Raw genomic sequence first — 19,240 nt, forward strand, 5'->3', positions numbered from 1 at the left:
TCCTACGCACTCGGACACCGTTATTTTTTAATGGCTCGACAGGGAACTCTTGCGATCCCTGCGACCTTGGGCCGCTGCCTGACATTTTCGTCCGGAGGACTTCCTTGATCTCTCTTCGTACCTCTCTCGCCGCCGGCCTCGTGCTCGGCGCGCTCTTCGCGGGTTCGGCCCAGGCCGCGCCCGCTCCGGTCCAGCCGGGCCTCGGTCAGGACGCCCTGATGGAGAACGTGGCGATGCACCGTCACCACCATCACCGGATGCACCGTCACCACTCGACCCGGCACGAGCGCCGGATGCGCCGCATGAACACCATGCGCCATGGCAATCCGAACGCCCGCAACCCGGCGATGCCGGGCCGGGCGCAGCAGCTCGGCAACACCACGGGCGGCCCGCGCTACTGATTTTCGCGTGACAACGGGCCCGGCGCTTCGGTGCCGGGCCGCGACGTCCCCAGGCAAGCGGCCGCGTGGGACTGATTCGGAGCGGGGGCTCTGTTAGGAAGGCGGCATGGGCCGCACCTCTCGTATCCCCCAGTCGCCGCCGGAGACGGGCAACCTCGACACGGCCGGCGCCACGCCGATGATGGCGCAGTACATCGAGATCAAGGCGGCCAACCCGGATTGCCTCCTTTTCTACAGGATGGGCGATTTCTACGAGCTGTTCTTCGGCGACGCGGAGATCGCCTCGCGGGCCCTCGGCATCGTCCTGACCAAGCGCGGCAAGCATGCCGGGGCGGAGATCCCGATGTGCGGCGTGCCCGTCGAGCGGGCCGACGATTACCTCAGCCGCCTGATCGCCCTCGGGCATCGGGTCGCCGTCTGCGAGCAGACCGAGGACCCCGCCGAGGCCAAGAAGCGCGGCCCGAAATCCGTGGTGCGGCGGGAGGTGGTGCGCCTCGTCACCCCCGGCACCATCACCGAGGACCGCCTCCTCGATCCCGCGAGCGCCAACCTACTGCTCGCCATCGGCCGGCAGAAGGCGTCGGAGAGCGGCTTCGTCTACGGCCTCGCGGCCATCGACATCTCCACCGGCCGGTTCTCCCTGAGCGAAGTCCCGGCGGGCGAATTGCCCGGCGCCGTGGCCCGGCACGACCCGCGCGAGATCGTGCTGTCGGAGGCGATCCATGCCGATCCGGCCCTGGCGCGGCTGTGGCAGGATACGAAGGCCGCCGTTGTGCCGCTGGCCCAGGCCGAACTCGAACCCTCGGCCGCCGAGCGGCGAATCCGCGAGCAATACGGTGTCTCGACCCTCGACGGGTTCGGCCGGTTCAGCCGCGCGGAGATCGCGGCGGCGGGGACGGGCCTCCTCTATATCGCCCGCACGCAACTCGCCGCCCGCGCGCCACTCGCCGTGCCGAGCCGCGAGGAGACCGGCGCGACGCTCTCCATCGATGCCGCCACGCGGGCCAACCTCGAACTGACGCGCACGCTCTCCGGCGAGCGGACGGGGAGCCTGCTCGCCACCATCGACCGCACGGTGACGGCGAACGGCGCGCGCCTCCTGGCCGAGCATCTGGCCGGGCCGCTCACCGACCTCACCCGCATCGGCCGGCGGCAGGATGCCGTCGCCCGTCTGGTGGAGGATGCCTCCCTCCGCCATGCCTGCCGCGAGGCGCTGGCCGCCGCGCCCGACCTGCCGCGCGCCCTCTCCCGCATCGGCCTCGGCCGTTCCGGCCCCCGCGACCTCGCGGCGGTGCGCGACAGCCTCGCGGCGGCGCTGCGGATCGCGGAGACGCTACGCGCGGCACCGGACCTGCCATCGGCCCTCACCGAGACCGGCCGGGCGCTGTCCGGCGTCGATCCGGAGATCGGCGCGACGCTCGCCGCCGCCCTGGCGGACGAACTGCCACTTTCGCGGCGCGATGGCGGCTTCGTGCGGCCGGGCTTCCTGGCCGAGATCGACGAGGCCCGCCTGCTCGGGCAGGATTCGCGCAAGGTGGTGGCGGCCCTTCAGGCGCGCTACGCGGAGGAGACCGGCTGCCGGACCCTGCGGATCAAGCACAACAACCTGCTCGGCTATTACATCGAGGTTCCGCAATCGGTCGGCGAAGCCTGCCTCAAGGGATTGCAGAAGGAATTCGTCCACCGGCAGACGATGGTGGATGCCATGCGCTTCACCAGCGTCGAGTTGGGCGAACTGGAACGCAAGATCTCCGGCGCGGCCGACCGGGCGCTCGCCCTCGAGAGCGAAGTGTTCGACGATCTGGCGGGGGCCGTCGTCGCGGCTTCGGCGAGCCTCAACGCGGTGGCCGACGCCCTCGCGTCCCTCGATGTGGCGGGGAGCCACGCCGCGCTGGCGATCGAGGGCGATTGGCGCCGGCCCATCGTGGACGATTCGCTGTCCTTCGCGATCGAGGGCGGACGGCATCCGGTGGTGGAGGCAGCCCTGCGGCGGACGGGCGAGCCGTTCATCGCCAACGATTGCGACCTGTCGGGCGAGGGGCGGGGCCGCATCCGGCTCATCACCGGCCCGAACATGGGCGGCAAGTCGACCTTCCTGCGCCAGAACGCGCTGATCGTCGTGCTGGCGCAGATGGGCGCCTTCGTGCCCGCCGCCTCGGCGCGGATCGGGCGGGTGGACCGCCTGTTCTCCCGCGTCGGCGCCGCCGACGACCTGGCGCGCGGGCAATCGACCTTCATGGTCGAGATGGTCGAGACGGCCGCGATCCTCAATCAGGCGACCCGCCGCTCCCTGGTGATCCTCGATGAGATCGGGCGCGGCACCGCGACCTTCGACGGCCTGTCCATCGCCTGGGCGTGCCTCGAACACCTGCACGAGGCCAATGCCTGCCGCGCGCTGTTCGCCACGCATTTCCACGAATTGACGGCGCTAGGCGACCGGCTCCCCCGGATCGACAACGCGACGCTGAAGGTCGCGGAGCACCGGGGCGGCGTCGTGTTCCTGCACGAGGTGGTGCCCGGCATCGCCGAGCGCAGCTATGGGTTGCAGGTCGCACGCCTCGCCGGTCTTCCGGCGAGCGTCGTCACGCGGGCGGGTTCGATCCTCAAGAGCCTGGAGAAGTCGCAGGGCGGACGCTCGGCCCGCGCGCGGATCGACGATCTGCCGCTCTTCGCGACCCTGAGCCCACCGCCGCCCCCCGAGCCGCCGGCCGAATTGCCGGAGGACAAGCTCGCCCTGCTGCTCGATGCCATCGACCCCGATGCGCTCACTCCCCGCGAGGCGCTGGAGGCGCTCTACCGGCTGAAGCGCGAACGGGAGGAAAGCCGGGTGCCCGGCTGAGCCGCTACTTGGCGCGCAGGGGAATCGCGATGTCGACCCGCGTGCCGGAGGCCTGAGGCAGCCAGCGGACGGTGCCGCGCAATTGCTTGGCGACCATCTCCACGAGGCTGCGGCCGAAGCCGGAGACCTCCGGGACGGTCGCATCGAAGCCGACGCCGTCGTCGCAGATTTCGACGCCCATGCCGACCTCAGTCCGCCGGGCGGTGATCGAGACGCGGCCGGGGCGACCGCCGGGAAAGGCGTGGCGCAGGGCGTTGGCGACGAGTTCGTGGATCATCAGCGCCAGCGGCGCCGCCATGGAGGCGGGGAGCCGGATGGACTCGACCTCCGTGTCGATGCGGATGCGGTCGTCGGCCATGCCCGCATCGAGGTCGGAGAGGAGTTCGCCGACGAATTCCGTGAGGGCGAAGTGGCTGCCGTCCTGCTCGGTGTAGAGGAGGCGGTGGGCGATGGAGAGCGCGCCGATGCGCTCGACCATGCCTTCCAGGGCTTCCCGCGCCTCGCCGTCCTGTATCCGCCGGGCCTTCAGCAGCATCAGCGAGGAGATGACCTGAAGGTTGTTCTTGGCCCGGTGGTCGATCTCGTGGATCAACGCCGTCTTTTGCGCGAGCTCGGCGGTCAGGCCCGTGACCTTCTCAGCCTCGACACGCGCCTTGGTCGTGTCCGTCTGCGACGCGAAGAAATAGGCGAGGCCCTGATCGTCGCGGACGGGCGTGATGGTCAGCGCGTTCCAGAAGGTCGTGCCGTCCTTGCGGTAGTTCAGGATCTCGGCGGAGACCGCACGGCCCGCGCTGACGGCCTCGCGCAGGCGCGCCACCTCGGCGGGGTCGGTCGCCGCGCCCTGAAGCATGCGGCAGTTCCGGCCCGTCACCTCGTCCAGTGCGTAGCCCGTTTGACGGAGGAAGGCCGCGTTCGCCCAGACGATGGGATGGTCGTGCGCGCGCGCGTCGGCGACGAGCATCGGCGAAGGCGTCGTCGCGAACGCCGCCGCGAGGGTTATAGCGGAAGGACCGCTCTCTGGCCCGGTACTCAACGCCTCATCCACTCCGCCCCGTCAGTCGGTCATGTCGCCCCGAAGTAAAAGGCCCGTTAAGCATGCGTTGACCATCATACGGGGGTGAGCCCGCGCGGCAAAACACGGCCAACGCAAGGTCGCCATGTTTCTGCCTGACAAGAGCGAGCCGGTCGAGGAGTTCCAGCGCATGCCCGTCGCCGCTCAGAAGCAAACGCGCCGGTTTCGGATGCGCGACATCGTCGAGGACAAACGCATCCTGCTAATGCTGGCCCTCGGCTTCTCGTCGGGCCTGCCGCTTCTGCTGGTGCTCGGGACTTTCACCCTGCGCTTGGCCTTTTCGGACATCGACGTGAAGACCATTGGTCTCTTCAGCTACGTCGCGCTGCCCTATTCGCTGAAGTTCCTCTGGGCGCCGATGATCGATCGGCTGGATATTCCGCTGTTGTCGCGCGCGCTCGGGCGCCGCCGGGCCTGGATGGTGACGACGCAACTCGCCACGGCGACCGCATTGCTCCTGATGGCCTTCGCGGACCCGAAGACCAGCCTCGCCCTGCTGGGCTTCGGCGCGTTCCTCGTGGCCTTCTGCGCGGCGAGCCAGGACGTGGTGGTCGATGGCTGGCGCATCGACGCCGCCGGCAGCGACATGCAGGGCATCCTCGCCGCCACCTCGAATCTCGGCTACCGGCTCGGGCTCATCACCGCCGGGGCGGGTGCCCTGTTCATCGCGGCCTCCGGCGGCTGGCAGATCGCCTATCTCAGCATGGCCGCGCTCATGCTCGTCGGCTTCATCGCCGCGTTGCTGGCACCGCCCTACGACCGCCGGGTGCAGGCCGTCGAACAGGCCGCGCCGACCTCGCGCCTGTGGTCGGCCCGCCGCGCCCTCGTGGAGCCCCTGACCGAGCTGCATACCCGCTTCGGGCCGGCGCTCTACGCGATCCTGCTCCTCGTCGCCCTGTTCCGCCTGCCGGATTTCCTCTCCGGCGTCATGGCGAGCCCCCTCTACCGGACGCTCGGCTTCGACCTGAAGGAGATCGCCACCGTCACCAAGCTCTACGGCGTGTGGGTCGGCATCGCGGGCGGGTTCGTCGGCGGCTGGGCGCTGGCGCGCCTCGGCATGTTCCCGACCCTGCTGCTGGGCGCCTTCCTGGCGGCGGCCTCGCACCTCGCCTTCGCGTGGCTCTCGGCCGGCGCGCCGGAGATCTGGCGTCTGATCGTGGCGATCTCCGTCGAGAACTTCTGCGGCTCCTTCGCCGGCATCGTGCTCATCGCCTACATGTCGAGCCTCACGAGCCCGGCCTACGCGGCCACGCAATACGCCCTGTTCTCCTCGCTCTACGCCCTGCCGGGGAAGCTCATCGCCGGCTCGGCGGGTTTCATCGTTACGGCCATCGGCTACCCCGCCTTCTTCACGTTCACGTCGCTGATCGGGCTCCCGGTGCTGGCCCTGTGCGTTGCCGTCGGGCGGCGGACGGGGGTCAAAGAGCCGGCGGAGGGGAACTCCCCGAGCGTCTCCCCGCTTCCTTCCCCCGCGAGGGCGCCTAAAACGGCGTGAGAGCGAAGGACACAGCTTTGAGCGGTGGTGCCATGACGAGCGGCGATGTGATCCTCTCCGGGGAGATCCTTCCCCCCGCCGATACGGCGGCTCCGGCCCTGAGCGAGGACGACCTCGCCGCCCTGCGCCGGGCGGTGCAATCTCTGGAACAGCCGGGCCTTGCGGCGCGGCTTTCGGCGGCGGCGGGCACGCCCATCGAGATGATCGGCCGCTCACTTCCGACGCCCGTCATGGATGCGGTGGCCAAGGGCACCGAAGTCGCCCTGCGCACCGCGATCCGCGTCGCCCTGGCGACGCTGCCGAAGAACGGCGATCCGGCGTTGGCGTCCCGCCTGCCGGCGCCGCACACCGAGCCGGAGGGCCGGCTGAAACGGCTGTTCGGTTCCAGCGAGGGCAAGCACCGCGCGCTCGCCGCCCTCTCGGGAGCGCTCGGCGGCGCCTTCGGCCTCGCCACCATCGCGGTGGAACTGCCCGTCTCCACGACGCTGATGCTCCGCTCCATCGCGGAGATCGCGCGGGAGGAGGGCGAGGACATCGAGACGCCGGAGGGGGCGCTCGCCTGCGTCCAGGTCTTCGCGCTCGGCGGCGGCAGGCTCGCGAGCGCCGAGGTCGGTTCGACGCTGACGGAGAGCGGCTATTTCGCCGTGCGCGCGGCCCTCGCCAAGACCATGACCGAGGCCGTGAAATACGCCGGCACGATCTCCCTCGTGGACCAGTCGGGCCCGGCGCTGATGCGCTTCGCGGCGCAGATCGCCGCGCGGTTCGGCATCGTCGTATCGGAGAAGGTCGCCGCGCAGGCGGTGCCGATTCTCGGCGCGGTGGGCGGGGCGGCGGTCAACACCGTGTTCATGAACCACTTCCAGTCGACGGCGCGGGCGCATTTCACCATCCGCCGGCTGGAGCGGCGCTACGGGGCCCCGGCGGTCAGGGCCGCCTACGAGATCGAGAAGGCTGCCCTCGGCCCGGCCTGACATTCATGGGAGCAGTATTCTGATCGGCAACGCAGAGATGATCGCGCGGCTCGCGGCAGCCGCGCTGTTCGGCAGCGTCGTGGGGTTGGAACGCGAGCGGCTGCTCTGGGCCGCCGGCCTGCGCACGCACATGCTGGTCTGCACCGGCTCGTGCCTCATCATGCTCGTCTCGGCCTTCGGCTTCGCCGACGTGCTCGGCGCGCACAACGTGGTGCTCGATCCCTCCCGCATCGCGGCGCAGGTCGTCTCGGGCATCGGCTTCCTCGGCGCGGGCACGATCCTGCTCAAGGGCGAGGTGGTGAAGGGTCTCACCACGGCCGCAAGCCTCTGGGCGGTGGCGGCCATCGGGCTCGCGGTCGGCGCGGGGCTCTACGTGCCGGCCCTCGCCGCGACGGCCATCGTGGTCGGCATCCTCGCCGGGGTGAAGCCGTTCGAGGAGCGCTGGCGCGACCGTCTGCGCGGCCACGGCCTGCGCCTGACGGTGAAGCGCGGGACCATGTCCCTGGATGCGCTCCACGCGATCACCGGGGATTACGCCTCCCGCATCCGCCAGTTCGTCGTCTCCCCCGCCGAGGATGCCGACCACGAGGTGGTGACGGTGCAATTCTCGGCGCTCCCGCCCGCCGCCCTGGCCCTCATCGAGCAGAAGCTGCGCGAGTCGCGCGACGTGGTGACGGTCGAGACCAAGGGCGGGTGAGGGCGGCTCAGATTCCGCCGTCGAGGAACAGGCGGTAGGCCGGGTTCTCGGTCTCTTCCGTCGCCGGGTAGCCCAGATCCTCGATCGCCGCCTCGAACCGCGCCTGGTCCTCGGGCGGCACGTCGATGCCGGCGAGGACGCGCCCGTAATCGGCCCCGTGGTTGCGGTAGTGGAAGAGGGTGATGTCGAAGTTCGGCGCCAGGGCGTCGAGGAACTTCATCAGCGCCCCCGGGCGCTCCGGGAACTGGAAGCGGAACAGCCGCTCGTGCATCAGGCCGGGGCTGCGGCCGCCGACCATGTAGCGCACATGGACCTTGGCCATCTCGTTGTCGCTCATGTCGAGCACGCGGTAGCCGGCCTCGCCGAGCGAGCCCATCAGCTCCTGCTTCTCGCGCTTGCCGCCGGCGAGGTTGATGCCGACGAAGATCTGCGCGTCCGAGGCGGGCGCCTGCCGGTAGTTGAACTCGGTGATGGCGCGCGGGCCCAGCGCATTGATGAAGGCCCTGTAGGCGCCGGGCTTCTCGGGGATGGTGACGCCCAGCAGCACCTCCCGCTGCTCACCGATCTCGGCGCGCTCGGCGATATGGCGCAGGCGGTCGAAATTGAGGTTCGCGCCCGACGAGATGGCGATGAGCGTGCCCGTGCCGCCGTGGCGCTCGGCATAGAGCTTGGCACCCGCCAGACTCAGCGCGCCTGAGGGTTCGGAGACGGCGCGGGTGTCGTCGAAGATGTCCTTCACCGCCGCGCACATGGCGTCGGTGTCGACGGTGATGATCCCGTCGAGATTCTCCCGGCACAGGCGGAAGGTCTCCTCGCCCGCGCGCTTCACCGCCACGCCGTCCGCGAACAGGCCCACGGAGGGCAGGTCCACGAGCGAACCGGCGTCCAGGGCGGCCTTCATGCAGGCCGCGTCGTCGGGCTCCACGCCGATCACCTTGGTGCCCGGCCGCAGGTACTTCACGAAGGTCGAGATGCCGGCCGCGAGCCCGCCGCCGCCCACGGGCACGAAGATCGCCTCGATGGGCCCGGTATGCTGCTGCAGGATCTCCTTGCCGATGGTGCCCTGGCCGGCGATCACGTCCTCGTCGTCGAACGGGTGCAGGAAGGTCAGCCCGTCCTCGTGCTCCCGGCGGCGGGCTTCGGCGAGCGCTTCGTCGAAGGCGTCGCCGTGCAGCACCACCTCGGCGCCCCGCGCCCGGCAGGCATCGACCTTGATGGAGGGCGTGGTGCGCGGCATCACGATCACCGCGCGGGCACCGAGCTTGGCCGCCGCCAGGGCGACGCCCTGGGCGTGGTTGCCGGCAGAGGCGCAGACGACGCCGCGCGCCACCTGCTCCGGCGCGAGGCCGGACATCTTGTTGTAGGCGCCGCGCAGCTTGAACGAGAAGACCGGCTGCAGATCCTCGCGCTTGAGCAGCACGGGGCGTTCGAGCCGGCGCGTGAGGCGCGGCATCGGGTCGAGCGGGCTCTCGATCGCCACGTCATAGACGCGGGCGGTGAGGATCTTCTTGATGTAGTCGGTCATCGGCTGCGAAGGGGCTCGTGAGCCACGGGGCATAGACCCTTGCGCCGGGCGAGGCGAGGGCGGCCCCGGCAGGGCTGCTCCGCTATCGCGTGACGGGCTCGGGCACCAGGCGGCTGATCCACTTGGCCAGAAGCGGCCCGGTCAGCAACACCACGAAGAGCCGCAGGGTCTGCACCGCCAGCACGAAGGACACATCAGCCTGCGACCCCACGGCGATGATCGCCACCGAATCGAGCCCGCCGGGGCTCGTCGCGAGGATCGCCGTGAGGAGGTCGATGGGCAGGAGGAGCGTCAGCAGGAAGCCCCAGCCCGCGCAGAGCAGGATGACCGAGAAGGTCGCCACGAGGATGCCGGGCAGGGCGTTCACCGTCAGCCGCAGCGTCTCGCGGGTGAAGCGCAGGCCGACGTACCAGCCGATGCAGGCATAGGCGAGTTCGAGGATCGGCACCGGCAGCGCCATGCGCACGAGGCCGGTGGCGTGGAGCACGGAGCCCAGCACCATCGGCCCGATCTGCGCCCCGGCCGGCACCCGCAGCTTGATCGCCACGAAGGCGCCGATGGCCGCGACGAGCAGGGTGGCGGCCACCGAACTCGCCGCCGTCGCGTCGCCCGCGGCCGAGGCCGGGCTGGCGGGCGCGCCGCTCATCAGGAAGCGCGCGGCCACGGAGGCGGAGAACACCACGGCGGCGACGCGGACATATTGCATGAAGGCGACGAGGCGCGGATCGGCCCCGAAATCCTCGGCCATGGCGACCATCGCCGAGGCGCCGCCGGGCGAGGAGCCCCAGGCCGCCGTCGTGCCGGGCAGGATGCGCAGGCGCGTGAGCATCCAGCCGACGAAGGCGGAGGCGGCGACCGTCACCAGCACCACGGCCACGATCAGGAAGCCGTCCTCGAACAGCGTCTGCGCGATCTGCCCCGTCACGGCATGGGCCACGAGGCAGCCGATCATCGCCTGCGCCGCCAGGAAGCCTGGTCGCGGCACGGTGAGGTGCGAGCCGCCGACCCCGAAGGCGATGGCCGCGATCATCGGCCCGAGCAGAAGGGCGGCGGGAAATTGCGCGGCGGTGAGACCGTAGGCGATGGCGGCGGAGACCGCGACGAGCGCGAGCCAGAGGCCGATGGTGCGGAGGGGAGGCACGGCGATCGGGGGATGCATTCCCGCCGGAGTTGACGGGCGCCCCGCCGGCTACACCCGTGCGGGCGCCCTGTCACCGCAGAATCGCCCTCACGGGGCGGCGGTCAGGCCTGCGAAGGCCGCATCGAGCCCCGCCCGCGCCGTGGCGAGCCCCTCGCGCTTGGCCGAGAGCCAAGCCCGGTCGGCGGCGAGCTTGTCCTTCGCCACCCGGAGCATCCGCGCGACCTCGGCGGGCTGCGGCCCGCCGAAGCCCTTGGCTGCCGCGATCATGCCCGTCGCCGACAGGGCCTCGCGGAAGCGCGCCTCGGTAAGCGGCAGTTCCTTCGGCATGTCCTGCGGCAGCCCCGCCCCGGCGGCGGCCTCGGCGTAGATCCGCTTCACCGCGTCGAAGGGCAGGTCGGCCGGGCGCAGGTTGTGGCTGCGGCCGTAGGTGACGAGTTCCGAGGCGAAGTGGTGGCCGAGGCGGAAGGGCACGTCCGCCTCCCGCTGCAGCGTGTCCGCGAGTTCGGTGGTGGTCGAGTAATCGGCCGCCACCTCGTCCGCCGCCCGCTCGCGGTCCACGACGAGCCCGTCCAGCACGGAGACCCAGCGGCGGCACATCTCGGCCGCGACCGCGAGGGTACGCGCGGGCGGGATCATCTGGTTGCGCTTGTAGTCCGGCATTCCGGAATCGACGTTGTGCGCCATCACGGTGAAGGCCATGGCCCCGCCGACCACGTCGCTCGCCTTCATCCGCAGGGTGTAGATCGCCACGGGGTTGCGCTTCTGCGGCATGATGCTGCTCGGCCCCGTGAGCGCGCCCTCGCGCAGGAGGATCCACGGCCGGGTCTGGTGATACTGCGCGTAAAGATCCTGCGAGAAGCTGCCCGCCGTGGTGGCGAGGTTGGCGGCGAGGCCGGTCAGTTCCAGGCCGAGATCCATCGGCGCGAGCTGGCCCGCATCATAGCTGTTCTCCACCGGGGCATCGAAGCCGAGGAGCGCGGCGAGGCGCATCCGGTCGACGGGGAAGCTCGACGTGCCGAGCGCCGCCGCGCCCAGCGGCGAACGGTTCACCCGCGCCCAGGCCTCGTGGAGCCTGTCCGAAGCGCGGGCCATCGCGGCGGCGTAGCCGAGGAGGTAGTGGCCCAGCGTCGTGGGCTGCGCCTGGACGCCGTTCGTGTAGGCGGGGATCACCGTCGCGGCCTCGCGCTCGGCGACCGCGAGCAGGCTCGCCCGCGCATCGTCCAGGGCGGCGGCGAGGTCGAGGAGCCGGTCGCGTTGTTCCAGCTTCAGGACGGTGGGGATGATGTCCTGGCGGCTGCGCCCGGCATGCATCCGCGTGGCGTCGGGGCCGGCGATGGCGGTGATGAGCGGTTCGATCCGCAGGTAATCGTCGGGGCGCGAGGCGTGGGGCTTGGCGGCGTTCGCCTGCACCGTGTCGAGCGCCTGCGCGATGGTGCGGCCCAGCGACCGGGGCACGATGCCGGTCTCGACCGTCATCACCAGGGAGGCGCGGTTGATCTCGCCGATCCGCGCGAAGGCGTCGTCCCCCTCGGCGCGGGCGCCCGCGCCCATCGCCAGCACCGCGACCATGGATGTCAGAAGACGCCGCATCGATACTCCCCCGCCGCACCGGGCGGCGCTTGATAGGCTGGGTCCCCCGCCGCCTTCAAGCAGCCTCGCGGCAGGCCGCCGTGCCGGGCGGGGTATGGGCGCGGAAGAACGCGGCCAGATGCGCGAGGCCGGGTGAGCGCGGGTCGCTCGCCCGCCACGCCAGGGCGATGGTGCGGCCAGGGCCGTCCACGTCGAAGGTGCGAATCACGGTGAGGCCGCTCGGGTCGGGGCCGGGCGGCACGGCGAGCGCCGGCAGCAGGGTGTAGCCCGCCCCGGCCCCCACCATCGAGCGCAGGGTCTCCAGGCTGGTGGCGTGCCGCCCCACCGAGGAGCCGGCGCCGCAGGCGGCGATGGTCTGGTCACGCAGGCAGTTCCCCTCGTCGAGGAGCAGCAGGTCGGGCCCCGCGATGGCCCCGGCCGAGAGCGCGCCGCCCTGCGCCAGGGCATGCTCCGCCGGGCAGACGAGGTGGAACGGCTCGATGAACAGCGGCGACAGGGCGAGCCGCCCCTGATTCAGTGGCAGCGAGATCAACGCGGCGTCAATCCGCCCCTCGCGCAGCCCTTCGAGGATGTCGGCGGTGCGCGATTCGGAGAGCGACAGGCTCAGCAGCGGAAACGCCTCGCGCAGGGGCCGCAGGACCAGCGGGAAGAAGTAGGGGCCGAGGGTCTGGATCGCCGCCAGCGACAGCCGGCCGGTGAGGGGCGCGCCCCGTCCCTCGGACGCCATGGCCAGAAGCCGCTGAGCTTCGGCGAGCACCGTGCGCGCCTGCCGCACGATGGCCTGCCCGGCCTCGGTGAGGAGCACCCGCCGGTTGGAGCGCTCGAACAGGGCAAGGCCCAGCGCGCCTTCGAGCTTGCGGATCTGCACGCTCAAGGTCGGCTGGCTGACGTTGCAGCGCTCGGCCGCCCGGCCGAAATGCCCCTCGTCCGCGACGGCGACGACATATTCCAGATCGCGCAGGGACAGTCCTGAAAGGTTCATAGACGGCGTCTATCACAACCTTTGCGACGATGCATTTGTCAGATGGACCGGCGAGGTCCATAAACCCTCAGAACGGTTCCAGCCTGAGGCGTCGCCCTCAGCCTGCCCTCTCTCGGCCCAAGGAAAGAACGAGACGCATGAGCGATCAACGACCGATCCTGACCACCCGCCAGGGCCATCCGGTCCGTGACAACCAGAGCACCCGCACCGTCGGCGAGCGTGGCCCGGCCACTCTCGAGAACTACCAGTTCATCGAGAAGATCACCCATTTCGACCGCGAGCGGATCCCGGAGCGTGTCGTCCACGCGCGCGGCGCCGGCGCCCACGGCTACTTCGAGGCCTACGGCAAGATCGGCAACGAGCCGGCCTCCAAGTACACCCGCGCCCGCGTGCTGAACGAGACCGGCGTGAAGACGCCGATGTTCGTGCGGTTCTCCACCGTGGCCGGCGCCAAGGAATCGCCCGAGACCGAGCGCGACCCGCGCGGCTTCGCGGTGAAGTTCAAGACCGTCGACGGCAACTGGGACCTCGTGGGCAACAACCTCAAGGTCTTCTTCATCCGCGACGCGATCAAGTTCCCCGACATGATCCATGCGTTCAAGCCCGATCCGGTGACGAACCGGCAGGAGGCGTGGCGCTTCTTCGACTTCGTGGCGCAGCACCCCGAAGCGATCCACATGGTGACGCACCTGAAGTCGCCGTGGGGCATTCCGGCCAACTATCGCGAGATGGAAGGCTCCGGCGTGAACACCTACAAGCTGGTGAACGACCAGGGCGAGGCCGTCCTCTGCAAGTTCCATTGGGAGCCGAAGCAGGGCATCCGCAACCTGACCTCGCAGCAGGCGTCCGAGATCCAGGCGAAGGACGTGGGCCACGCGACCCGTGACCTGTACGACAACATCAAGGCCGGCAACTTCCCCGAGTGGGAATTCTGCGTGCAGATCATGCCCGACGGCCCGAACGACCACCTGTCGTTCGATCCGCTGGACGACACCAAGCTGTGGCCCGTCGAGGATTTCCCGCTGCTCCCCGTCGGCCGCATGGTCCTCGACCGGGTGCCGGATAACTTCTTCGCGGAAGTCGAGCAGTCGGCCTTCGGCACGGGCGTGCTCGTGGACGGCATCGACTTCTCGGACGACAAGATGCTGCAGGGCCGGACCCTGTCGTACTCGGACACCCAGCGCTACCGCGTGGGCGCCAACTACCTCCAGCTGCCGATCAACGCGCCGCAGCCCGGCGTGAAGGTCTACTCGAACCAGCGGGACGGGCAGATGACCTACGGGGTCGATGGCACGGGTCCGAACCGGCACATCAACTACGAGCCCTCCACGCTGGCCGAGGGCCTGCGCGAGGCGCCGAAGAAGACCGATTACCACCAGCCCGTCGAGGGCCGGCTCGGCCGGTACCAGACCTCGCGGACCGAGGACGACTACACCCAGGCGGGCGTGCGCTACCGGTCCTTCCAGGATTGGGAGCGTGAGGACCTGATCGCCAACCTCGTGGCGGACATGAAGCAGTGCCCGGAGCCGATCCAGCTGCGGATGGTCTGGCACTTCTGGCACGCCGACGAGGATTACGGCCGTCGCGTCGCCGAGGGCGCGGGCATCGATCTGGAGAAGGCCAAGGCCCTGCCGCCGCTCCCGGGCCGCGCCGCCCCGGGCAAGCGCCTCCCGGCCGAGACCTACACCGAGAACGCCACGCGCGTCGCCGCCGAGTAAGGCTCGGACGAAGCGGGCCCGGTTCGCCGGGCCCGCCCTCGGGACAACGAAAAAGCCCCGCGCGGAGCGATCCGCGCGGGGCTTTTCGTTACGCTGACAGTCGCTTACGGGCAGGAACGACGGATGCCGCCCTTGCCGACATAGGTCTGCGACTGCGGATCGTAGGTCCGGAAGCGGCGGGCGCAGGCCTCGATGGCGCCGTCGTCACCCGTGGTCACGGTCTCGACGGGCGCGTAGCCGACATTGGCGTAGCCGCCGGCCGGGCCGTACTCGGAGCCGTAATAGCCGTCGTCATAGCCGCCATAGCCATAGGCCGACGGGTATCCATAGCCGTAGCTGCCGCCGTAGAGGCCGCCCGCCGCGAGCCCGAGGCCGAACCCGCCGAGCCCGGCCGCGAGGCCATAACCGCCGTATCCGCCCCGGCCGTAGCCACGGCCGTAATAGCCACGGTTGAAGCCACCGCGGTTGTAGCCGTAGGCGCCATGGTTGAAGCCGCCGCCGGCCAGACCAGCGCCACGGCCGTAGCCCGCTCCGGCGAATCCGCCCCGGTTGAAGCCGCCGCCGCCAATCGCGCCGCCACGACCGAAGCCACCACCGCCGATGGCACCGCCGCGACCGAAGCCGCCGCCATTGCCGCCGATCACGAGGCCGCCGCCGGGATTGCCGGCGGAGACGCCGCCGCCGGCCAGGGCGTTACCGCGCCCCTGGGCCTGTGCGCCCGCCGGCATCATGGCGAGGCCGACAGCCATCGCCGAGGCGATAGCAAGTCCGTAAGTGCTGCGAGTCATTTCATCCACCGTGATCGCGTGTATCGTGAATGATGAACGCGCCACTCCGTATTTCGATCATGGAAATAGACACCAAAGCGACAAATCGCACAGACAAGTACGGCAAAGCTTGGGTCAACGCGTCGCAGAAACCGTTCGCGCCGCGCCCGCCGGAAGCCCCGCGACGATGGCCACGACGCAGATGCCGGCGAAGAGGATTCCCGCCAGGCCCCATCCCCCGGTCGCCTCGTGGGCGAGCCCGAACGCCAGGGGGCCGAGCGCCGCGAAGACGTAGCCGATGCCCTGCGCCATGGCCGACAGGCCGGCGGCGGTGCCGGCGTCGGCGGCGCGCAGGACGATGAGCGTCAGCGCCAGCCCGAAGCAGCCGCCCACCCCGAAGCCGAGGATGCCGGCCGCCGGGATGCGGAGGGCATCCGCACCGAAGGCGAGGACGAGGAAGGCGAGGGCGGTGATGCCCGGAATGCCGACGATCCAGGCGCGCTGGTCCCGGGCGCGGGCGGCGAGCGTCGCTGTGATGAGCGCGCCCGGCGCTTGGCAGAGCGTCACCAGCGAGGCGTAGAGGCCGGCATGGAGCGGATCGAGCCCGCGCCCCTGCAGCAGCAGCGGCAGCCAGCCGAACAGGATGTAGGCGAGGGAGGATTGCAGGCCCATGAAGGCCGTCACCCGCCATGCGAGGACGCTGCGCAGCAGCTTCCCCGGCTGTGGCGGACGAGCCGGAGCACCGCGCCTCGCATAGGGAAACCACACCAGGGCCGCAATCATTGCCGGCACCGCCCAGACGGCCAGCGCCACAGGCCAGCCTTCCAGCGCCTGCTCCACCGGCACGGCGGCGCCCGCGCCCGCTGCCGCCCCGAGGCAGAGCGTCATGGTGTAGAGGCCGGTCATCGGCCCGCCGCTCGCGGCGAAATCGCGCTTCACCAGGGCTGGGAGCAGCACGTTGGCGAAGCCGATGCCGGTGGCCGCGACCGCCGTGCCGAGGAAGAGGGTCGGCAACGTTCCGATCCCGCGCAGCGCCAAGCCGGCGGCGATGAGGGCCATGCCCGCCATCACCCCGCGATCCGGTCCCATCGTGCGGATGACCGGCGCGGCCAGGGCGCAGGCGAGGCCGAGGCAGAGCACCGGCAGGGTCGTGAGGGTCGCGGCTCCGGCGGCGCTGAGTCCCGTCGTCTCGCGGATCAGCCCGAGCAGCGGCCCCACCGTGCTCAGCGCCGGCCGCAGATTGAACGCGATCAGCATCATCGCGAGGCCGAGGATCCACCCACCCGCGTTCACCTGACGACCCGTCACACCCGCTCCCTTCCCGCCAGGGCCAGCCCCGCGCAAACCATCAGCATTCCGGCGAACAGGAGGTCGCCGAACCGGGCGTAGGGCGTCCCGCCCAGGATCCGCGCCGGCAGGTCGGCATCGAGATAGGTCTCGACGTCGATGGGCGTCTGCGCGGTGATGCGGCCATGGGGATCGACCACGGCCGAGATGCCGGTATTCGCGTCGCGGACGAGGGGCAGACCCTCCTCCACCGCCCGCAGCCTTGCCTGCGCGAGGTGCTGGCGCGGCCCCGGCGTGTCGCCGAACCAGCCGTCGTTGGTCACGTTCAGGATCAGGCCCGGCGGTCGCGCGCTATCGATCGGCTGGCCCAATGGGCGGATCGCGGCGGGGAAGATCGCCTCGTAGCAGATCGTCCCCACCACGGGCGGCAGGCCCGGCACGGTGAGGATGCGCTGGCTCGCCGCGTTGCCGGCCGAGAAGCCACCGGGGATCGCCACGAACTGGCGCAGGCCGATGGCCCGCAGCGCGCCGTCGAGGACGCCCGGCAGGTACTCGCCGAAGGGGACGAGGTGCACCTTGTCGTAGGTGTCGGTGATCGTGCCGTCGGGCTCGATCACCATGATTGCGTTGTAGATGCGCGGGCGCTCGCCGGGCAGCGGCTCGTCGGCACGGGCGGCGCCCGTCATCAGCACCCGCCCCGGCTTCAGCCCGGCGGCGATCTTCGCCCGAGCGTCGGCGTCCCGCTGGATGAGGAAGGGGAAGGCCGATTCGGGCCAGACGATATGCGTCGGCGCCGGCTCGCCGGCCTCAGGCGGGCGGTCGCTCAGTTCGATGTAGCGGTCGACAATGTCGTCGCGATTCTCGGGCCGGAATTTGGCGTCCTGCTGCAGGTTCGGCTGGACGAGCCGCAGCCGCACCCCCGTCACCACCGGATCGGCCGGGCCGAGGCGGTCGGCCCCGGCAAGAGCGAGGGCGACGAGCAGGATCGCCGCCGCCGCCACCGGTCCGAACCGCTCGCGCGGGGAGGCGGGATCGAAGAGCGTCGCCGGGGCGGCACAGACCAGCACCGCCAGCACCGTCAGGCCGTAGAGGCCGACGAACGCCGCCGCCTGCATCAGCCAGAGGTTCTGGCCCAGCGCCATGCCGAGCACGTTCCAGGGAAAGCCGGTGAGGATGTGTCCACGCAGCCATTCGGCGCCGCCGAGGCCGAAGGCGAGGGCGGCGATCCGTACCGGCCCGCGCGTCCAGGCCAGCCCCGCGACGGCGAAGGCGGCCCCGTAGAACAGCCCGAGCCCGAAGGGCAGGCCGATCACGCCGAGGGGCAAGGCCCACAGGAACTCGTCGGCCTCCACGAGGAAGGCCGAGCCCAGCCACCACAGGCCCGCCGTGAGGAAACCGAAGCCCCAGGCCCAGCCGATGAGGAAGGCCGGGCCGATGCGGCGCCGCCCGGCCATCGCCCCGTCCATCAGCCAGACGGCGACGCACAGGGCGACGGCGAGCGCGGGCAGGAACCCGTAGGGCGGCATCGCCAGGGCGCCGAAGGCCCCCGCGACGAAGGCACAAGCCAGCCGCCGCCACCCGCGCAGGGCGGCCAGAACCCCGATCCGCTCCCTCACGGACGCGGCGTCTCAGCGGCCGGCGTCGGGGAGGGCGGGGGCAGGGCGAGGGGCACGACCGCCGCGATGCGGGCGGGCCCCCGGTGGAAGCGCAGACGCTTCAAGCGGCGCGGATCGGCGTCGAGCACTTCGAATTCGAGATCGCCCGGCCCGGTGATCAACTCACCCCGCGACGGCACACGGCCGGCGAGGGTGACGATCATGCCGCCGATGGTATCGATCTCCTCGGCCATGTCGCCGACGGCCGCCGCGAGGTCGATGCCCGTCGCCTCGGAGACTTCGGCCAGCGACGTGCGGGCGTCGGCCACGAACACGTCGCCCTCGCCCTCGACGCGCTGGACCTGCTTGGCCTCGGCCACGTCGTGCTCGTCCTCGATGTCGCCGACGACGACCTCGATCAGGTCTTCGATGGAGATGAGGCCGTCCGTGCCGCCATACTCGTCGATGACGAGGGCCATGTGCGTGCGCGTTGCCTGCATCCGCACCAGAAGGTCGATGGCCGGCATGGAGGGCGGGACGAACAGCACCGGGCGCTGGATGCGCGCGGCGGCGAGCGTCGTGCCCAGCTCGACCTTGCCGAGGTCGAGGGCGCGCGGCAGGCGCGGGGCCGGGCGGCGGACGCGCGGCGCGGGGGGAGCCTCTTCGCCGGCCTGCTCGGGGGGCGGGGTCGTCACGCGGGAGGCGGCCGGGCGGCGGGTGGACGGCTCGGCCTTGGCGGCGATGAAGTCCACGAGGTCGCGGATGTGCACCATGCCGCGCGGGTCATCCAGCGTCTCGCCGTAGACGGGCAGGCGGGAATGCCCGGCCGTGCGGAACAGCTTGAGGAGATCGCCGAGGTTGGTCTCGTTCGAGACGGCGACGATGTCGGCCCGCGGGATCATCACGTCATCGACCCGCACCTTGTGCAGCCCGAGAACGTTCTTGAGCATCGCCCGTTCGAGGGGCGAGAGGCCTGTCTCGCTCTGGTCTGACTCGGAGAGGGCCTCTTCGAGGCCCTCGCGGAGGGTCTCCCGCGGCTTCAGATGAAGGGCCTGCAGGAGGCGGTCGTACCAGGGCTCACGCTGGGGGGCGTCAGCCTCGGGGGCATTCGGCGCGGCCAGGGCCGCGCCGCGACTTCGATCGTTGCTCATGTCTCTCGG

15 protein-coding genes are annotated in these 19,240 nt (G+C 70.9%); 6 read left to right on the top strand and 9 right to left on the bottom strand.

Annotation, left to right across the window (positions count from 1 at the left end):
• Nucleotides 1–107: 107 nt before the first annotated feature.
• Nucleotides 108–401, top strand: a complete 294-nt coding sequence (locus ACXJ1Y_RS00675) for a hypothetical protein (RefSeq protein ID WP_463849997.1) — start codon at nt 108–110, stop codon at nt 399–401.
• A gap of 106 nt (nt 402–507) precedes the next feature.
• The gene (mutS, locus tag ACXJ1Y_RS00680; protein WP_463848283.1) at nt 508–3,240 is read left to right on the top strand and encodes a DNA mismatch repair protein MutS; all 2,733 of its coding nucleotides are present in this window, start codon (nt 508–510) and stop codon (nt 3,238–3,240) included.
• Nucleotides 3,241–3,244: 4 nt separating this feature from the next.
• On the opposite strand, the gene ACXJ1Y_RS00685 is transcribed toward mutS, so the two are convergent.
• On the bottom strand, nt 3,245–4,240 hold the full coding sequence (locus ACXJ1Y_RS00685; protein ID WP_463849998.1) for a PAS domain-containing protein: 996 nt from the start codon (nt 4,238–4,240) through the stop codon (nt 3,245–3,247).
• A 202-nt stretch (nt 4,241–4,442) separates the two neighbouring features.
• Between ACXJ1Y_RS00685 and ACXJ1Y_RS00690 the strand changes: the two genes are divergently transcribed.
• The 3 genes from ACXJ1Y_RS00690 to ACXJ1Y_RS00700 are packed head-to-tail and all read left to right on the top strand — an operon-like array spanning nt 4,443 to nt 7,475.
• Nucleotides 4,443–5,807, top strand: coding sequence for an AmpG family muropeptide MFS transporter (locus ACXJ1Y_RS00690; protein WP_463849999.1), 1,365 nt, complete (start codon nt 4,443–4,445; stop codon nt 5,805–5,807).
• Nucleotides 5,808–5,839: 32 nt separating this feature from the next.
• Nucleotides 5,840–6,778: an EcsC family protein gene (locus tag ACXJ1Y_RS00695; protein ID WP_463848284.1), complete on the top strand. Its 939-nt coding sequence runs from the start codon at nt 5,840–5,842 to the stop codon at nt 6,776–6,778.
• Nucleotides 6,779–6,815: 37 nt separating this feature from the next.
• On the top strand, nt 6,816–7,475 hold the full coding sequence (locus ACXJ1Y_RS00700) for an MgtC/SapB family protein (protein WP_463848285.1): 660 nt from the start codon (nt 6,816–6,818) through the stop codon (nt 7,473–7,475).
• A 7-nt stretch (nt 7,476–7,482) separates the two neighbouring features.
• On the opposite strand, the gene ilvA is transcribed toward ACXJ1Y_RS00700, so the two are convergent.
• The 4 genes from ilvA to ACXJ1Y_RS00720 form a co-directional block, all read right to left on the bottom strand.
• Nucleotides 7,483–9,000: a threonine ammonia-lyase, biosynthetic gene (gene ilvA / locus ACXJ1Y_RS00705; RefSeq protein ID WP_463848286.1), complete on the bottom strand. Its 1,518-nt coding sequence runs from the start codon at nt 8,998–9,000 to the stop codon at nt 7,483–7,485.
• A gap of 82 nt (nt 9,001–9,082) precedes the next feature.
• Entirely contained in the window at nt 9,083–10,141 is a 1,059-nt protein-coding gene (locus tag ACXJ1Y_RS00710; RefSeq protein WP_463850000.1) for an AbrB family transcriptional regulator, read from the bottom strand.
• A gap of 87 nt (nt 10,142–10,228) precedes the next feature.
• Entirely contained in the window at nt 10,229–11,731 is a 1,503-nt protein-coding gene (locus tag ACXJ1Y_RS00715) for a lyase family protein (protein ID WP_463848287.1), read from the bottom strand.
• Nucleotides 11,732–11,786: 55 nt separating this feature from the next.
• The gene (locus ACXJ1Y_RS00720) at nt 11,787–12,713 is read right to left on the bottom strand and encodes a LysR substrate-binding domain-containing protein (protein WP_463848288.1); all 927 of its coding nucleotides are present in this window, start codon (nt 12,711–12,713) and stop codon (nt 11,787–11,789) included.
• 137 nt (nt 12,714–12,850) lie between these two features.
• Between ACXJ1Y_RS00720 and ACXJ1Y_RS00725 the strand changes: the two genes are divergently transcribed.
• Nucleotides 12,851–14,431 (top strand): catalase, encoded by a 1,581-nt coding sequence (locus ACXJ1Y_RS00725; RefSeq protein WP_463848289.1) that lies wholly within the window; start codon nt 12,851–12,853, stop codon nt 14,429–14,431.
• 104 nt (nt 14,432–14,535) lie between these two features.
• Here ACXJ1Y_RS00725 and ACXJ1Y_RS00730 read toward each other — a convergent pair whose 3' ends face one another.
• The 4 genes from ACXJ1Y_RS00730 to ACXJ1Y_RS00745 all read right to left on the bottom strand — a co-directional run bounded on the left by ACXJ1Y_RS00730 (nt 14,536) and on the right by ACXJ1Y_RS00745 (nt 19,231).
• Nucleotides 14,536–15,180, bottom strand: coding sequence for a BA14K family protein (locus ACXJ1Y_RS00730; RefSeq protein WP_463848290.1), 645 nt, complete (start codon nt 15,178–15,180; stop codon nt 14,536–14,538).
• A gap of 153 nt (nt 15,181–15,333) precedes the next feature.
• Complete coding sequence (locus ACXJ1Y_RS00735; RefSeq protein WP_463850001.1) at nt 15,334–16,458, bottom strand: MFS transporter; 1,125 nt, start codon at nt 16,456–16,458, stop codon at nt 15,334–15,336.
• A 44-nt stretch (nt 16,459–16,502) separates the two neighbouring features.
• A complete protein-coding gene (lnt, locus tag ACXJ1Y_RS00740; RefSeq protein ID WP_463848291.1) occupies nt 16,503–18,101 on the bottom strand; it encodes an apolipoprotein N-acyltransferase in 1,599 nt (532 codons plus the stop codon).
• Nucleotides 18,098–19,231 carry a hemolysin family protein gene (locus ACXJ1Y_RS00745; RefSeq protein ID WP_463848292.1) on the bottom strand — a complete coding sequence of 378 codons (1,134 nt, stop codon included), beginning with the start codon at nt 19,229–19,231 and terminating at the stop codon, nt 18,098–18,100. The genes lnt and ACXJ1Y_RS00745 overlap by 4 nt, the downstream gene beginning before the upstream one ends.
• Between the last annotated feature and the right edge of the window lie 9 nt (nt 19,232–19,240).

The sequence above is a fragment of the Methylobacterium sp. TK26 genome (assembly GCF_055361565.1).

What these genes read in the sequence shown, in the direction of transcription:
- mutS (WP_463848283.1), top strand. Translation starts at nt 508, where the DNA reads ATGGGCCGCACCTCTCGTATCCCCCAGTCGCCGCCGGAGACGGGCAAC.
- ACXJ1Y_RS00690 (WP_463849999.1), top strand. Translation starts at nt 4,443, where the DNA reads ATGCCCGTCGCCGCTCAGAAGCAAACGCGCCGGTTTCGGATGCGCGAC.
- ACXJ1Y_RS00695 (WP_463848284.1), top strand. Translation starts at nt 5,840, where the DNA reads ATGACGAGCGGCGATGTGATCCTCTCCGGGGAGATCCTTCCCCCCGCC.
- ACXJ1Y_RS00700 (WP_463848285.1), top strand. Translation starts at nt 6,816, where the DNA reads ATGATCGCGCGGCTCGCGGCAGCCGCGCTGTTCGGCAGCGTCGTGGGG.
- ilvA (WP_463848286.1), bottom strand. Translation starts at nt 9,000, where the DNA reads ATGACCGACTACATCAAGAAGATCCTCACCGCCCGCGTCTATGACGTG.
- ACXJ1Y_RS00715 (WP_463848287.1), bottom strand. Translation starts at nt 11,731, where the DNA reads ATGCGGCGTCTTCTGACATCCATGGTCGCGGTGCTGGCGATGGGCGCG.
- ACXJ1Y_RS00720 (WP_463848288.1), bottom strand. Translation starts at nt 12,713, where the DNA reads ATGAACCTTTCAGGACTGTCCCTGCGCGATCTGGAATATGTCGTCGCC.
- ACXJ1Y_RS00725 (WP_463848289.1), top strand. Translation starts at nt 12,851, where the DNA reads ATGAGCGATCAACGACCGATCCTGACCACCCGCCAGGGCCATCCGGTC.
- ACXJ1Y_RS00730 (WP_463848290.1), bottom strand. Translation starts at nt 15,180, where the DNA reads ATGGCTGTCGGCCTCGCCATGATGCCGGCGGGCGCACAGGCCCAGGGG.
- ACXJ1Y_RS00735 (WP_463850001.1), bottom strand. Translation starts at nt 16,458, where the DNA reads ATGATGCTGATCGCGTTCAATCTGCGGCCGGCGCTGAGCACGGTGGGG.
- ACXJ1Y_RS00745 (WP_463848292.1), bottom strand. Translation starts at nt 19,231, where the DNA reads ATGAGCAACGATCGAAGTCGCGGCGCGGCCCTGGCCGCGCCGAATGCC.